This is a genomic window from Corallococcus sp. AB045 (assembly GCF_003668895.1).
Taxonomy (GTDB): domain Bacteria; phylum Myxococcota; class Myxococcia; order Myxococcales; family Myxococcaceae; genus Corallococcus; species Corallococcus coralloides.
In genome coordinates, this window is record NZ_RAWN01000229.1 from 1 (window position 1) to 13,930 (window position 13,930).

Annotated in this window: 11 protein-coding genes and 1 tRNA gene; 7 read left to right on the top strand and 5 right to left on the bottom strand. The window is 71.2% G+C overall.

Annotated features, from left to right (window positions below; all coding sequences use genetic code 11):
* Window positions 1-434 (bottom strand): lipopolysaccharide assembly protein LapB (locus D7Y21_RS35365; protein ID WP_367303604.1); only part of this gene is annotated, 434 nt, incomplete at its 3' end.
* Between the two features lie 202 nt (window positions 435-636).
* Between D7Y21_RS35365 and D7Y21_RS35370 the strand changes: the two genes are divergently transcribed.
* From D7Y21_RS35370 to D7Y21_RS35385, 4 genes are all read left to right on the top strand, one after another.
* Window positions 637-712 (top strand) — tRNA-Ala (locus D7Y21_RS35370).
* Between the two features lie 96 nt (window positions 713-808).
* The gene (locus D7Y21_RS35375) at window positions 809-1,423 is read left to right on the top strand and encodes a DUF2760 domain-containing protein (RefSeq protein ID WP_121718031.1); all 615 of its coding nucleotides are present in this window, start codon (window positions 809-811) and stop codon (window positions 1,421-1,423) included.
* 87 nt (window positions 1,424-1,510) lie between these two features.
* Entirely contained in the window at window positions 1,511-3,373 is a 1,863-nt protein-coding gene (locus tag D7Y21_RS35380; RefSeq protein ID WP_121718032.1) for an Hsp70 family protein, read from the top strand.
* 25 nt (window positions 3,374-3,398) lie between these two features.
* Window positions 3,399-6,179: an Hsp70 family protein gene (locus tag D7Y21_RS35385; RefSeq protein ID WP_120563862.1), complete on the top strand. Its 2,781-nt coding sequence runs from the start codon at window positions 3,399-3,401 to the stop codon at window positions 6,177-6,179.
* A gap of 151 nt (window positions 6,180-6,330) precedes the next feature.
* Here D7Y21_RS35385 and D7Y21_RS35395 read toward each other — a convergent pair whose 3' ends face one another.
* On the bottom strand, window positions 6,331-8,784 hold the full coding sequence (locus tag D7Y21_RS35395; protein ID WP_370039724.1) for a bifunctional UDP-sugar hydrolase/5'-nucleotidase: 2,454 nt from the start codon (window positions 8,782-8,784) through the stop codon (window positions 6,331-6,333).
* A 51-nt stretch (window positions 8,785-8,835) separates the two neighbouring features.
* Window positions 8,836-10,110, bottom strand: a complete 1,275-nt coding sequence (locus tag D7Y21_RS35400; protein ID WP_121718035.1) for a myxosortase-dependent phytase-like phosphatase — start codon at window positions 10,108-10,110, stop codon at window positions 8,836-8,838.
* A gap of 139 nt (window positions 10,111-10,249) precedes the next feature.
* Between D7Y21_RS35400 and gmd the strand changes: the two genes are divergently transcribed.
* Window positions 10,250-11,221 carry a GDP-mannose 4,6-dehydratase gene (gene gmd, locus D7Y21_RS35405; RefSeq protein WP_120563858.1) on the top strand — a complete coding sequence of 324 codons (972 nt, stop codon included), beginning with the start codon at window positions 10,250-10,252 and terminating at the stop codon, window positions 11,219-11,221.
* A gap of 1 nt (window position 11,222) precedes the next feature.
* Window positions 11,223-12,146: a GDP-mannose 4,6-dehydratase gene (locus tag D7Y21_RS35410; protein WP_121718033.1), complete on the top strand. Its 924-nt coding sequence runs from the start codon at window positions 11,223-11,225 to the stop codon at window positions 12,144-12,146.
* 19 nt (window positions 12,147-12,165) lie between these two features.
* Here D7Y21_RS35410 and D7Y21_RS35415 read toward each other — a convergent pair whose 3' ends face one another.
* Entirely contained in the window at window positions 12,166-12,900 is a 735-nt protein-coding gene (locus D7Y21_RS35415; RefSeq protein ID WP_233591597.1) for a hypothetical protein, read from the bottom strand.
* Window positions 12,901-12,994: 94 nt separating this feature from the next.
* Between D7Y21_RS35415 and D7Y21_RS35420 the strand changes: the two genes are divergently transcribed.
* The gene (locus D7Y21_RS35420; protein WP_120563855.1) at window positions 12,995-13,507 is read left to right on the top strand and encodes an NADAR family protein; all 513 of its coding nucleotides are present in this window, start codon (window positions 12,995-12,997) and stop codon (window positions 13,505-13,507) included.
* On the opposite strand, the gene D7Y21_RS35425 is transcribed toward D7Y21_RS35420, so the two are convergent.
* Window positions 13,497-13,930: NigD-like C-terminal domain-containing protein (locus D7Y21_RS35425; RefSeq protein ID WP_147469464.1), on the bottom strand; the 434-nt coding region annotated here is incomplete at its 5' end. The genes D7Y21_RS35420 and D7Y21_RS35425 overlap by 11 nt on opposite strands.

Below are 13,930 nucleotides of genomic sequence, written 5' to 3' on the forward strand. Positions count from 1 at the left end.
GGGCGGGGGATCTCCACCTTGTACTGCTGGAGGAGCGTGACGGTCTCCGGATCGCCGGGGTCCGCCTGGTAGGCCTTGAGCAGGTTGCCGCGACCGGTGTCGGCCTCGCCGCCCTTGATCTGCAGCACGCCCGCCATGCGCAGGGCGGCCTTGTCCTCCGGCTGGACCTGGAGGGCGCCCATCACCTCTTCGAGCGCCTTCTTGTCCTTGTTCTGCGCCGCGTAGACGCGGGCCAGGAGGATGCGGGGATCGGCCGCGGTCGGGTGCGCCTTGACGCCCTTCTTGCAGACGACCATCGCTTCCATGAAGCGACCCAGGTCGAGGTACGCCTCCGCCAGGGGCTTGTACGCATCCGACGAGGGGTCGGAAGCGAACGAATGCTCAAGCTTCGCGAGCTCGGTGGGGCTCAACGTCTTCGATGGGGAGGTGGACATGAACCAGAAGGTGCCCGGAATGGCCGGGAAGGATGCGGTACTGGAAGGCGGTTTTTATGGCATCCACAGTGCGGCACGTCAATCGCAGGGTTGGTGCCGAAAACGAGCTGCTTGACAGCAGGGTGAGGCTCCGGTACTAGCCCACTCACTTCACGGGACCCAACCCCCGCGAGGCGCAGCAGGCAGCCAGCAGTCCCCATATGGGGGTGTAGCTCAGTTGGGAGAGCGTCGCGTTCGCAATGCGAAGGTCGTCGGTTCGATCCCGTCCACCTCCACCATGAAAAACCGAAGGGCCTCACGGGAAACCGTGAGGCCCTTTGCATTTCAGGCCATTGGCGAATTGCAAAGGCTTCCGGCTTTGTTATCCGGGGCCGATGACCGACCCGTCCGCCTCCCTGTCGTTCTTCGCCCGCTTCTGGCTCGCCTGGCTGTGCTTCTGGCGCTGCCTCGTGTCCCGCGAATTCGCGCAGGCGGTGCTGCCGACCAGCCGCGCCTATGACGCCGGGCAGCTCAAGGAGCTTCCGTCCGGGGACACGCAGGCCCCACCGCCGGTGAAGACGACCGCCGTCCCGGCGCCCGTGGCGCCCGCCCCCCTGCCTCCCGAGCGCGAGCACGCGAGCGCCCTGTCTCTGTTGGCCATGCTCCAGCGCGAGGGCCGCTTCCTGGACTTCGTGCAGGAGAACGTCGCGGCCTTCCCGGACGCGGACGTGGGCGCGGCGGCCCGCATCGTCCATGAGGGCTGCCGCAAGGTGGTGCACCAGTACCTGACACTCCAGCCGGTGCTGCCGCAGGGCGAGGGCGACAAGGTGACGGTGCCGCCGGGCTTCGACGCGCAGCGCATCCGGCTCACCGGCAACGTCGCCGGCGAACCTCCTTATGGCGGCACGCTCCGGCACCACGGCTGGGTGACCACGGAGGTGAAGTTCCCGACCGTCAGCCCCGCCATGGAGCCGCGCGTGCTGGCGCCGGCGGAAGTCGAGCTCGCCTGATGCCCGCCTGAGGAGCAGGCGGCGCATCTCCCGAAGTCCCCTCCCTTCGAGGAACCACAAGGCCCCTTCCCGGGGTTCCTGACCGATATGGCCCGATACGCAATCGGCATCGACCTGGGCACCACGCACTCCGCGGTGTCCTACTTCAACCTCGAGGACGGCAAGCCGCGCGGCCCTTCGCAGTCCATGCTGCCCGTGCCGCAGGTGACGGCGCCCGGCACCGTGGAAGCGCGCCCGCTGCTTCCCTCCTTCCTCTATCTCCCCAGCGCGCAGGAGTTCCCGGAGGGCAGCCTCGCGCTGCCGTGGAGCCAGGAGCCGGGCGTCATCGTGGGTGACTTCGCCCGTTCGCACGGGGCGAAGGTGCCCACGCGGCTGGTGTCGTCCGCGAAGAGCTGGCTGTCGCATCCGGGCGTGGACCGGCGCTCGGCGCTGCTTCCCTGGCAGGCGCCGCCGGAGGTTCAGCGCGTGTCGCCGCTGGATGCGTCCGAGCGCTACCTGCGCCACCTGAAGGAGGCGTGGGACCACACCTTCGCCCGCGCGCAGGAGGAGTCCGGCAACGCGCTGTCGAAGCAGGAGGTCATCGTCACCGTCCCGGCGTCCTTCGACGCGGCGGCGCGCGACCTGACGCTGGAGGCCGCGAAGGCGGCGGGCCTGGAGCACATCACCCTGCTCGAGGAGCCGCAGGCCGCGCTGTACGCGTGGCTGGAGGCGATGGGGGAGAACTTCCGCAGGCAGGTGCAGCCCGGGGAGGTCATCCTCGTGGTGGACGTGGGCGGCGGCACGTCCGACTTCTCCGTCATCACCGTGAAGGACCGCGAGGGCGACCTGGAGCTGCTGCGCGTGGCGGTGGGCGACCACATCCTCCTGGGCGGCGACAACATGGACCTCGCCCTGGCGCACACGCTCAACCAGCGGATGGCGGCGGACGGGCGCAAGCTGGACGCGTGGCAGTTCAACGGCCTCACCTACGGGTGCCGGCAGGCGAAGGAGACGCTGTACGCGGACCCTTCCGTGGACCGGGTGCCCATCGCGATTCCTGGCCGGGGCTCGTCGCTCATCGGCGGCACGCTGCGCACGGAGCTGACGCGCGAGGAGCTGGACCGCGTCCTCACGGACGGCTTCTTCCCGGTGACGGAGGTGGCGGACATGCCGCGCACCGGGCGCCGCACGGGCCTGGCGCAGATGGCGCTGCCGTACGCGCAGGATCCGGCGGTGACGAAGCACCTGGCGGCCTTCCTCACCCGGCAGGCGCAGGCGCTGGCGGCCAGCGCGGACTCGCCGGTGGACGTGGCGGGCAAGAGCTTCCTGCACCCCACCGCGGTGCTCTTCAACGGCGGCGTCTTCAAGGCCGGGCCGCTGAAGGGCCGCGTGATGGAGGTCCTCAACCAGTGGCTCGCCGCGGAAGGGGCGCCCCCGGCGAAGGAGCTGGAGGGCGCGGACCTGGACCTCGCGGTGGCCCGCGGCGCGGCCTACTACGGCTGGGTGCGTCAGGGGCACGGCCTGCGAATCCGCGGCGGCACGGCGCGCGCGTACTACGTGGGCGTGGAGACGGCGATGCCGGCGGTGCCGGGCATGGAGCCGCCGGTGAAGGCGCTGTGCGTGGCGCCCTTCGGAATGGAAGAAGGGACGCAGGCGGACGTGCCGCCCCAGGAGTTCGGACTCGTCACCGGCGAGCCCACCAGCTTCCGCTTCTTCGCGTCGTCCGTGCGGCGCGATGACCGCGTGGGCGAGATGGTGGAGGACGTGGAGTCGGAGCTGGCGTCCGGGGGGCTGGAGGAGGTGGCGCCCCTCGAGACGACGCTGCCCGGACAGCCCACGCCCTTTGGCGACCTGACGCCGGTGAACCTCCAGGCAGCGGTGACGGAGGTGGGCACGCTGGAGCTGCGGTGCCTGGAGAAGAACGGAACCGGGCGCTGGAAGCTGGAGCTCAACGTGCGCATGAAGGAGTAGAAGGGGCCCCGCACACCGGAGGCGTATGCGAATCGTCGGCATCGACCTGGGCACCACCCATTGCGCGGTGGCATCCGTGGATCCAGGCAAGGGCTCGGGGGCGCCCGTCGAGGACTTCCCCCTGCCCCAGCTCGTCCGCCAGGGCGAGGTGGCCCCCCGTGCCCTCCTGCCGTCCACCGTCTACGTCCCCGCCGGCCACGAGCTGGCCCCGGAGGTGCTGCGCCTGCCCTGGGGCGATGACGGCGGCCCGTATGTCGTAGGCGAGCTGGCCCGCTGGCAGGGCGCGCGCGTCCCGGGCCGGCTCGTGTCGTCCGCGAAGAGCTGGCTGTGCCACCCGGGCGTGGACCGCTCCGCGCCCATCCTCCCGTGGGGCGCGCCCGCTGACGTGCAGAAGCTGTCCCCGGTGGACGCCTCCGCCCTGCTGCTCACGCACATGGCCCGGGCGTGGGATTACGCCCACCCGGACGAGCCGCTTTCGAAGCAGGAGGTGGTCATCACCGTCCCCGCTTCGTTCGACGAGGCGGCGCGCGCCCTCACGGTGAGCGCGGCGCGCAAGGCGGGGCTGGAGAAGTTCACGCTGCTGGAGGAGCCGCAGGCGGCCTTCTACGACTACACCGCGCGCCACCGCTCGGACCTGGAGCAGACGCTGTCCCAGGTGCGGCTGGTGCTGGTGGTGGACGTGGGCGGCGGCACCACGGACTTCACGCTGGTGCACGCGGGCGTGTCGCCGGAAGGACCCATGCTGCGGCGGCTGGCGGTGGGTGACCACCTGATGCTGGGCGGCGACAACATGGACGCGGCGCTCGCCCGGCGCATGGAGGAGAAGCTCACCCAGAACGGCCGGCGCCTGTCCGCGACGCAGTGGACGCAGGCCATCCAGGCCGCGCGCACCGCCAAGGAGGAGCTGCTGGGGCGCGCGCCTCCGGAGAAGTACGGCGTGTCGCTCATCGGCGAGGGCAGCCGGCTGTTGGGTGGCACGCTGTCCACGGAGCTGGGCCGCGACGAGGCGCACGCGCTGGTGCTGGACGGCTTCTTCCCTCTGTCCTCACCCGGGGACCGGCCCCGGCGCGCGGCGCGCATGGCGCTCCAGGAATTGGGCCTGCCGTACGTGCAGGACCCGGCCGTCACGCGGCACCTGGCGGCCTTCCTCGCGCAGCACGCGGCGGCGGGCTTCGCGGCGCTGGGCGAGACGCCGTCGCACGAAGGCGCCCTGCCCCGCCCGGACGCCATCCTGCTCAACGGCGGCGTCTTCAACTCGCCGCAGATTTCGGCGCGGCTGGTGGACGCGCTGTCCGCGTGGTGGCCGCAGGCGCCGCGCATCCCGCTGCTCAAGCACGAGTCGCTGGAGCTCGCGGTGGCGCGGGGCGCGGCGTACTACGGGCTGGTGCGGCGCGGGCACGGCCTGCGCATCGGCGGTGGCGCGGCGCGCGCGTACTACGTGGGTCTGCAGCGCGGCCCGGACAGCGCGGAGCAGCCCACGCTGTGCCTGATTCCCCGCGGCTTCGAGGAGGGCCAGAAGGTGGACCTGGGCGAGCGCCCCTTCACGCTCACCCTGGGCCGGCCGGTGCAGTTCGCGCTCTACTCCACGACGAGCGACCGCATCGACAAGCCGGGGGACCTGGTGCCGCTGGCGGAGGACCTGAAGCCGCTGCCGCCCATCCACACGCTGCTCAAGGGCGCGTCCGGCAAGGTCAGTGACGTGCCGGTGCACCTGCAGGCCGCGCTCACGGAGATTGGCACGCTGGAGCTGTTCTGCGTGTCGGACGTCGCGGACGAGCGCTGGCGCCTGGAGTTCGAGCTGCGCGGCACCGGCGGCTCGCACGAGCTGACCGTCACCGAGTCCATGCCCGCGCGCTTCGCCGAGGCCAAGGACAACGTGGAGCGCGTCTACGGCAACAAGCCGCTGCCCCTGGGCCCCAAGGACGTGAAGCAGTTGTCGCGCACGCTGGAGAAGGTGCTGGGCCCGCGCGAGACGTGGCGCGTGCCCGTGCTGCGCGAGCTGTGGAGCACGCTCTACGCGGGCGCGAGCAAGCGCCGCCGTACGGACGACCACGAGCGCGTCTTCTACAGCCTCACCGGCTTCAGCCTGCGCCCCGGCTTCGGCTACCCGCTGGACGGCTGGCGCGCGGAGCAGACCTTCAGCCTCTTCGACGCGCTGGTGCAGCACCACACGGACAAGTCGGTGTGGACGGAGTTCTGGGTGATGTGGCGCCGCATCGCCGGCGGCCTCACCGAAGCGCAGCAGCAGAAGCTGTACGGCTACCTCCAGCCGCACCTGGCCCGGCGCGTGCCGCCGGACGCGCCCACGCAGGGTGGCAAGTTGAAGGGCATCCAACCGGAAGGCTTGGACGAGATGGTCCGCACCGCTGCCTCGCTGGAGCACCTGACGCCGGGCGACAAGGCGGAGGTGGGCCGGTGGATCGCCGCGCGGCTGAAGGCCGAGTCCCGCTCCGGCGGCCCGTGGGCGTGGGCCCTGGGTCGGCTGGGCGCGCGCGTTCCGCTGTACGGCAGCAGCCACAAGGTCGTGGACGTGGAGACGGCGGAGGCGTGGCTGGAGCTGCTGCTGTCCCTGGACCTGCGCAAGGTGGATGGCGCGCCCTTCGCCGCCGCCCAGCTCGCGCGCCTCACCGGCGACCGCACGCGCGATCTGGATCCGGCGCTGCGCGAGCGCACCGCCCAGGCGCTGGTGGCCGCGAAGGCCTCCGACACCTGGGTGCGGATGGTGCGTGAAGTGGTCGCCCTGGAGGCGGCGGACGAAGCCCGGGCGCTCGGCGACACGCTGCCGGCGGGCCTGCGGCTGTCCTGAAGCAGGAGGCGGACCCGCCCGGGCGGATCATCGCCCGGCGGGAAGCGACCCGCCTGGGTGCTCGAAGCGAGCGGAGGCTCCGGGCAGATCCGTCACATGCGGGGCGCGAACGGTGCGCGCCCCAGCAGGGCGGATCATCCCGGGCAGTGGATCAGACCAGGGTGGTGGCGGTCGCGTCGTCCGCGACCGGAGCGTCGACGAGCGTCGGAGCCACGGGCGCGGCGTCGAGCGGCACGGCGGCGACGACCTGGAGCACGGGCTCCGTGGCGGCGACGGCGGGCACCTCGACGGTGGCGGCCTTGGACTCGTCCTTCTTCGGCTTCTTCGTGCCCGCACCCGAGCGGCAGCCCCGGCACCACGGCTGGTTGCGGATGGCGCCGTCCGCCATCTTCCGCAGCCCGAACTGCGCCAGCGGCTTGAGCGTCTTGCACTTCAGACACATCAGCGAGATCAACACCTCGTGGCCGTCGGCGTCGTAGACGGAGGACTTGCGCCGCTTGCGCGGCTGGCCCGGCTCGCGCGCCTCTTTCTTCTCGGGCGCAACCGGGACCATCATCGGGGTCACTTTGTAGAGCATCTCTTCTGTCCCTCCCACGCACGGGCTCCAACTTGCTCGCGCTGACTCGGGGCCGCGCCTGCAAGGGATCTCGCGTGCCCTAGAGTAGGGAGGTTTCCCGCCGTTGGAAACTGATCCCAGGCCGAAAATTCGGCCCTGGGTGCCTTGTGCTGATCTTCCGCTGGGTTGCGCCGCGATCCAGCCCCAGCGGATCAGCGCGGAGGGAAAATTTCCAACGCCGGGCGCCCTTTTTAAGGGCTTCGCGTCCGCGCAGGGCCCCGCAGGCTTCACCAGGTGCACGCGTCCGAGCGCCGGGGGCTTCAGCGCGTTGCCGTGGGCGCGGCCGTACGCGGTGAGCACCTCGCGCAGGTCCTGCGCCTGCAACAGGTTGATACGTTCCCGTGGCAGCGTGGACGTCACGGGCCCCACCCCGTCACCGCCGCGCAGCAGGAAGTCCGGCACCGCGACCCGGTAGGTCGCCTTCGCCTTCAGCGGCTTGCCCCCCGGCAGCGTCACGCCCTGGAAGCGCTCCGGTCCCGGGCACGCGCCCAGCGTCACCTCCAGCCCGGACACCGCGAAGACGCCCTTGCGGCCGCCATAGGCCAGCGACAGGAAGCGGCGCAGCTCGTCCGCGCTCAGCTCCAGCACCGCGAGCGTGTTGTCGAAGGGGAGGATTTCATAGAGCTTCCCGAAGGTGAGCGGCCCCTGCGGCAGGTCCGCCCGGATGCCGCCCGCGTTCATCACCGCCGCGTCGGAGCGGGCCGCCTCCCGCATGGCGTCCGCGATGAGGTTGCCCAGCGCGCTCTCGCCCTCGTAGACCTGGGGCATGCGGGCCTGGGTCTCCACGCCCACCGGGCGGCGCTGCTCCTCCTCCACACGCGCCTCCGCGGGGGCCACCAGCGACTCCACGCGGGCGTCCGGCGTCACCGGCTGGCCCAGGAACGTGGCCGGCACCAGCCGCACGTCCTTCGCGTCCCGCAGCTTCAGCGGATCACAGGACTTCAGCGTGGCGTCCACGGCGCCGCACACCGGGATGGCGGCGTTGATGCGCGTGCGCTCGGGCAGCACGCGGTGGGTCACCGGATCCACGAAGAGGTCCACCACGCCGAACGAGCGCGACAGCCCCGTCGTCTCGATGACCGGCACGTCGCCGAAGAAGTGGCCCATGACCTGGTGCGTGTGGCCCGCCACCACCGCGTCCACCGCGCCCTTCGGCAGCGCCTCCAGCACCGCGTAGATTTCGCCGTCGTCGCGCTCGCACCCGGACGTGTCGCGCGGGTTCACCAGGTCCGTGCACTTGCCACCCGCGTGCGCGATGGCGACCACCACCTCCGCGCCCTGCTCGCGCAGCGACTTCGCGGCCTGCTTCGCGGAGTCGGCCAGGGACTCGAACTTCAGGCCCGCGACGTTCGCGGGGTTGGTCGTCTGCGGCGTCGACAGTGTGGACAGGCCCAGCAGGCCCACCTTCACGCCCTTCACGGTGACGACGGTGGTGCCGTCATTGCCCAGCCACGCCGGGGGCCGTCCGTCCTTCTCGCGCACGTTGGCGGACAGGAAGGGGAACTTCGCCTGCGCCACGCGGGCCTTGAGCGCGCCCAGCGGATCCTCGTCCGGACGCGTGGCCACGGGCCCCGGGCCCACCGGCCCGTAGTCGAACTCGTGGTTGCCGATGGCGACCGCCGTGTAGCCCAGCAGGTTGTACACGTCGACGACGATGGCGCCCTCGCCCAGGTTGGACGCCAGCGTCCCCTGGAACAGGTCGCCGCCGTCCACCAGCAGCACGCCGCCCGGGTTGGCCTCGCGCAGACGCGCCACGTAGGACGCGAAGAGCGCCGCGCCCCCCTGCTCCACCTTCTGCCCGTCCGGCAGCGTGGCGCGGTGGGGCATCACCCAGCCGTGGAAGTCGTTGGTGCCCACCAGCGTGAGCCGCACGGGCTCGGCCGGGGCAGGCGCGGAAGGCGCGGTGACGACGGGAGCGGGCGTCGGGCCGCCCTTGCAGGCGGAGGCGACCACCGCGAGCGCCAGGACGGAGGAACGAAAGGTGCGCATGGGGCGCGCACTTCATCCCGCCCCCCTCTCGCTTTCAACCCGCTTCGAGTGTCAGCTCCGGCGCCGGCGGACCAGGAGCGACAGGGCCAGCAGCCCCAGCGTCGCGACGGCCGGCACCGACGTACTGGTGCACCCGCAGCCGCTGTCATCGTCGGTCCCGCTGCCACCGCCAATCGGGTTGCCGTCCCCCGGGATGATGACGCCACCACCGCCGTCCCGGACGGTGCCGCCATCCGTGCCGCCGTCCACGCCGCCATCCGCCGGCTGCTGCGCGATGATGAGCGGCGGCGTGAACGCCCGCGCCACGTTGCCCCACGAGGTGAGCTTCAGGTTGTCACCCAACGTGCTGCTGCTGACGCCGTCATGCGCGGCGAAGAGCCCCTCCGGGAAGGCCGTGCCCAGCGCGCCCGACCAGGCCACCAGCCCGCGCGACTGCTCCACCGCGTCCGTGCCGCCGTCCTGCACCAACTGGAATGCGCCCACCCGGCCCAGCGTGCGCCGGTCGAAGACGACGAAGGTGCTCGCGCTCGGATCCGACGCCACGAGGTAGCCGTCCACCCCGGACGCCTCGTACAGCGCGATGCGCCCCACGGACGTCAGACCACCATCCCCCAGGCCCACCACCTGCGTGCCCATGGTGCCGGCGTCCGCGTCCACGCCGTAGCGGTAGAGCCCCTGCCCCTGCTGCGCCACGTAGAGCGCGTGATACGCAGGGTCCACCGCCAACCCCAGCACGTTACCGGCCGGAATGTCCCGCAGTGGGGTCCCCGTGACGCCACCGTCGGTGGGCGTCAGCAGGAACTGCCGCAGTCCTCCGCCTGACACAAGGCCGCCGAAGGCCTGGATGGTCCCATCCTCCAGCCGGGCCAGCCGCACCGTTCCGTAGGTCACACCTACGTCCAGCGGGGCCGACGTGGGCGACAGGCGGGTGAGTCCGCCACCATCCGCCGTGGCATCCATCACGTAGGGCACCAGCCCCTGCAGTGTAGGACTGGCGCTGAGCACCAGCGCCGCGGACGTACCACCCGCCAGCGGGAAGCCGCCCAGCACGTCCACGCTCAAGGACGTGCCCTCGGTGTTGCCCTGCAGCTCCCCGCCGTCCAGGGCGTAGGTGAACAGGCCGTTGTTCTGGTCCGCCGTGATGAGTCGGCTCGCGGCCGGGTCGGCCGGGTTCACCCACAGGGCCACGTCGTTCACGGTGCCGCCGCCGGAGCGCGCCCCGGGCTGGGTCTGCACGGTGTAGGGCGCTGTCACGGGAGCCGTCTGAGCCCCCGCCGCCGTGCTCACGAGCACGGCCGTCAAGGCAGGGAGGGAGAGATTGCGCATGGGCGGCTCCTGGGCAGGTCGCTCCCTACCTAGGCATGGGCGCGTCCCCGTTCAAGTTCCCTGAAACCCTGGAACGGTTGGCAGACGGCGAAAGCCTCGGGTACAACGACCAGCGTCTTCCAGCGAACAGACAAGGGCCATGGCCAAGCGCGCACTCATTACTGGCATCACGGGGCAGGACGGCAGCTATCTCGCGGAGCTGCTCCTCAAGAAGGGCTACGAGGTGCACGGCATGGTGCGCCGCTCTTCCGAGGAGAAGTTCGAGCGCATCGCGCACCTGCAGGGAAAGGTGACGCTGCACCAGGGCGACCTGCTGGATCAGTTCTCGCTGGCGGCGCTCTTGAACCTCACCCAGCCGGACGAGGTCTACAACCTGGCGGCGCAGTCCTTCGTGCCCACCAGCTGGAACCAGCCGGTGCTCACCGGTGAGTTCACCGCGCTGGGCGTGACGAAGATGCTGGAGGCCATCCGCCACACCCGCCCGCAGGTGCGCTTCTACCAGGCGTCCTCCAGCGAGATGTTCGGCAAGGTGCTGGAGGTGCCGCAGTCGGAGGACACGCCCTTCTACCCGCGCAGCCCGTACGGCGTGGCGAAGGCGTACGGCCACCACATCACGGTGAACTACCGCGAGTCCTTCAAGCTCTTCGCGGTGAGCGGCATCCTCTTCAACCACGAGTCGCCCCGCCGCGGCCTGGAGTTCGTCACGCGCAAGGTCACGTACAACGTGGCGCGCATCAAGATGGGCCTCCAGGACACGCTGCCCATGGGCAACCTGGACGCCAAGCGCGACTGGGGCTTCGCGGGTGACTACGTGGACGCCATGTGGCGCATGCTCCAGCAGGAGACGCCGGAGGACTTCGTCGTCGCCACCAACGAGACGCACACCGTGCGGGAGCTGGTGGAGATCGCCTTCGCGCGCGTGGGCCTGGACTACCAGAAGCACGTGAAGATCGACCCCGCGTTCGTGCGCCCCGCCGAAGTCGACCTGCTCATCGGCAAGTACGACAAGGCCAAGGAGAAGCTCGGCTGGGAGCCCACGGTGCGCTTCAAGCAGCTCGTGGAGATGATGGTCGACGCGGACCTGGAGCGCGTGAAGGCAGGACAGCGGTAAGATGCGCGTCCTCGTCACGGGAGCGGATGGATTCGTTGGCCGGCACGCGTGCGCTGCCCTTCGCGCGGCCGGCGACGAAGTGGTGGAGGTTCACGGGCCTCGCGGCGAGGGCATCAGCAGCACCGCGTTGCACTTCGACATCGCCGACGAGGCGAAGGTCAAGGCGGCGGTCTCCGAGGTGAAGCCGGACGCGGTGCTGCACCTGGCCGGCTTCAGCTCGGTGGCCAAGAGCCACCAGAACCCCGCGCGCGTCTTCGCCGTGAACACCATGGGCGTGGTGCACCTGCTCACCGCCCTGCGTGAGAGCGCCCCCAAGGCGCGCGTGCTGCTGGTGGGCTCCGGTGAAGTGTATGGCCCCGTCGCGGAAGGAACACGCGCGGTGGAGTCCCACCCGCACGTGCCGCTCAGCCCCTACGCGGCGTCGAAGTCCGCGGGGGAGCTGGCCGGCGAGCAGTTCTTCCGCAGCTACGGCATGGAGGTCATCCTCGCCCGGCCCTTCAACCACCTGGGCGCGGGGCAGGACCCCACCTTCGTGGTGCCGTCGTTCGCGGCGCAGATCCGCGCCATCGCGCTGGGCACGGTGGACCCCGTCCTGCGCACGGGCAACCTGGACGCCATCCGGGACTTCTCCCACGTGAAGGACGTGGTGGACGCGTACCGGCTGCTGCTGCTCAAGGGCGAGGCGGGCCAGGCCTACAACGTGGGCAGCGGCGAGGGCCGCACCATCCGCGGCCTGCTGGAGGAGATGCTCCACCTGTCCGGCGTGCAGGCGCGCATCGAGCTGGACCCGGCGCGGCTGCGCCCCTCGGACATCCCCAGCCTCGTGGCCGATACCGGCAAGCTGCGCGCGCTGGGCTGGGACCCGAAGCTCACCGTCGCGGACGCGCTGCGCGACGTGCTGGGCCCCCGGGTGAACTCGCACTGACGCACCGCTGGCGCGCGCCTCAAGTGGGGCGCGCCAGCGACTGCCACGCCTCCAGGCGCCGGTCCAACGCGGTGAGGGCCCACAGGTCCGCCGCGTTGCCCGGCGTCACGGCGGCCAGGTCCCGCTGGAGGTACTCGCGGGCCTGCACCTCGCCCCACTCCGACAGGATGCGCAGGGCCATCAGCGACGGCTTGCGCGCGACGAGCCGCAGGAGCACGTCCTGCACGCGCGGGCTTCGCTCCGCGTCCGCCAGCCGCTGCACGGCCTCGTGACGGGCATCTGGCGTGGAGTCCTCCGACTCCAGGGGCGCGGCCAGCTCCGCGAAGCGCGCCTCGTCCAACAGCGCCGCGGGACGCCGGCTCTCCCAGTGCTCCACCGTCACGGTGGTGCGCCCCCGGGCCACGCACTCGCGGCGGATGCCGTCGTTCTTGAGCACGTCCAGCACCCGCTCCGGCGCGGGCGTGCCGCCCTCCACCGTGCGCAGCGCGCGCTGGGACAGCATGGGGGACTGGCCCAGCAGGTGCGTGCGCAGCACCGTGGCCTCCACCGTCTTCTCGTCGCCGGGCGGCACCCGGTCCCACTTGAGGAACACCTCCGCCATGCCGCGCTCGCGCACGTACCAGCGGTACTCCAGCCACACCGCCCCGCCCCGCTCCGCGAAGCGTGGGTCCGAGGGCTCGTGGAGGCGCGGCGCGCCCTCCCGAGTACCGGTGAAACAGCGGTCCAACAGCTTCTGGGCTTCTTGAAGTCGCATGGGGAGCGGACGGCCATTGTAGGGCCCCCCGTCAGGTTCCTCCATCGCCGCACGTTCGTGTCATTATTACACGAAGATTTCGAGGAGGCCTGGGATGGGCACGACGACGACGGCGCGGTTCACGTTCTTCTGGAAGGAGGACTCCTTCTTCTCGCAGTGGCACCCGTCCGTCTTCACGGTGGACGGCGTGCGCTACACCTGCGCGGAGCAGTACATGATGGCGGGCAAGGCGCGCCTCTTCGGAGACACACGCGTGCTGGAGCAGATGCTGCGCGCCGCCACGCCCAAGCAGCACAAGGCGCTGGGCCGCAAGGTGAGCCCGTTCGACGCGGCCCTCTGGGAGCGCGAGCGTGAGCGCATCGTCTACGAGGGCAACCACGCGAAGTTCACCCAGCACCGGCACCTGCTGGAGGCGCTGCTCGCCACGGCGGGCACGGAGCTGGTGGAGGCCAGCCCCCTGGACCGCATCTGGGGCGTGGGGCTCTCCGCGGAGGACCCTCGCATCCAGGACCCGTCCACGTGGCGGGGGCTGAACCTGCTGGGCAAGGTGCTGACGCGCCTGCGCGAGGACCTCCTCGCGCAGGGCCATGCACCGGTCAGAACTTGAAGCTGGCGGACTGGTCCGGCACGCCGTTGAAGTCCAGGTGGAGCGTGGCGTGGTCGCCGTTGCCCTTCTCGCTCCACTCCTGCTTCAGCGTGGACAAATCAAACGCCAGCTCCTTGTAGACCAGCGCCTTGCACCGGTCGTTGTTCGAGTCGTGGAGCAGCGTGAGCTCCGCGCGCGGCTCGCCCGCCGCCGTCTGGGTGAAGCGCCCGTCCCACGCGAGGCCGTAGCGGTGCTGCTTGCAGCCGCCGCCGTGGCGGACCTTGAGCGTGAGCACGTTGCCCTTCACGCTCTGCGATTCAATGGCGAGCGGGTCGCGGGGCGCGGGCGTCTCCGTGATCTCCAGGGGCATGACGATGGCCGCCTCCTGGTTCTCCGCCTCCGCGGCGGGCGATTCGGCCTTCTTCTCCGGGGGCGTCACGGGGG